Annotated in this window: 1 protein-coding gene; it reads left to right on the forward strand. The window is 71.4% G+C overall.

Annotation, left to right across the window (positions count from 1 at the left end; translation table 11 throughout):
- Nucleotides 1-1,271: beta strand repeat-containing protein (locus tag AP428_RS34255; protein WP_374755426.1), on the forward strand; the 1,271-nt coding region annotated here is incomplete at both ends.

Raw genomic sequence — 1,271 nt, forward strand, 5'->3', positions numbered from 1 at the left:
CGTCGTAAATCAGGTAACGGGTGCGCTCGGTGGCGGTAATCCGGCAGGTGCGCTGAGCGGTGCCGTGGGTACGGTTACCGGCGCACTGGGCGGCATCGGCGGTGGCTCGAACCCGCTGGCGCCCGTACAAGGTGTCGTGAGTCAGGTAACAGGTGCGCTCGGTGGCGGCAATCCGGCAGGTGCGCTGAGCGGTGCCGTAGGTACGGTTACCGGCGCGCTCGGCAATCTGGGCGGTGGCTCGAACCCGCTGGCAGCGGTTCAGGGTGTCGTGAACGGGCTCACGGGGACGATCGGCGGTGGCGATCCGGCCGGTGCACTCACCGGCGTCGTTGGTACGGTCACGGGGGCGCTGGGTAACCTCGGCAGCGGCTCGAACCCGCTGGCGCCGGTGCAAGGCGTAGTGAATGGCGTTACGGGCGCGCTTGGCGGCGGTAATCCGGCCGGCGCCTTGACCGGCGCGCTCGGCACGGTGACGGGCGCATTGGGTGGTGTTGGCGGCGGTAACCCGACCGGCGCATTGACCGGCGCACTCGGCACGGTGACGGGCGCATTGGGCGGTGTTGGTGGCGGTAACCCGACCGGCGCATTGACCGGCGCACTCGGCACGGTGACCAGCGCACTGGGTGGCGTTGGCGGTGACAACCCGGCCGGCGCATTGACTGGCGCACTCGGCACGGTGACGGGTGCACTGGGTGGCGTTGGCGGCGGCAATCCGGCTGGCGCCTTGACCGGCGCCCTCGGCACGGTGACGGGCGCATTGGGCGGCATCGGCGGTGGCAACCCCGCTGGCGCACTGACCGGCGCCCTCGGCACCGTAACCGGCGCCCTGGGCAACCTCGGCGGCGGCGCGAACCCGATCACCCCGATCCAGAACGTCGTGAACCAGGTCACGGGCACGCTCGGCAGCGGCAACCCGACCGGCGCACTGAGCAACGCGGTCAACACGATCACCGGCGCGCTGGGCAACGTCGGCGGTGCAGGCAGCCCGCTCGCGCCGGTGCAAGGCGTCGTGACGCAACTCGCCGGCACGCTGGGCAACGGCGATCCTGCGGGTGCGCTGACGAACGCACTGAACTCGGTGACGGGCGCGCTCAGCGGCGCGAACCCGCTGGCGCCGGTGCAGGGCGTCGTGAACCAGGTCGTCGGCACGCTGTCGGGTGCAGGCGGCGGCAGCCCGATCACGCCGATCACGAACCTCGTCAACGGTTTGCAGAACGCACTGCCGGGCGGTAATCCGGCCGGCGCGCTGACCGGCGCACTCGGTTCGGTGA

Origin of the sequence: Burkholderia sp. E168m22 (assembly GCF_001319805.1) — a bacterium.
Taxonomy (GTDB): domain Bacteria; phylum Pseudomonadota; class Gammaproteobacteria; order Burkholderiales; family Burkholderiaceae; genus Burkholderia; species Burkholderia orbicola.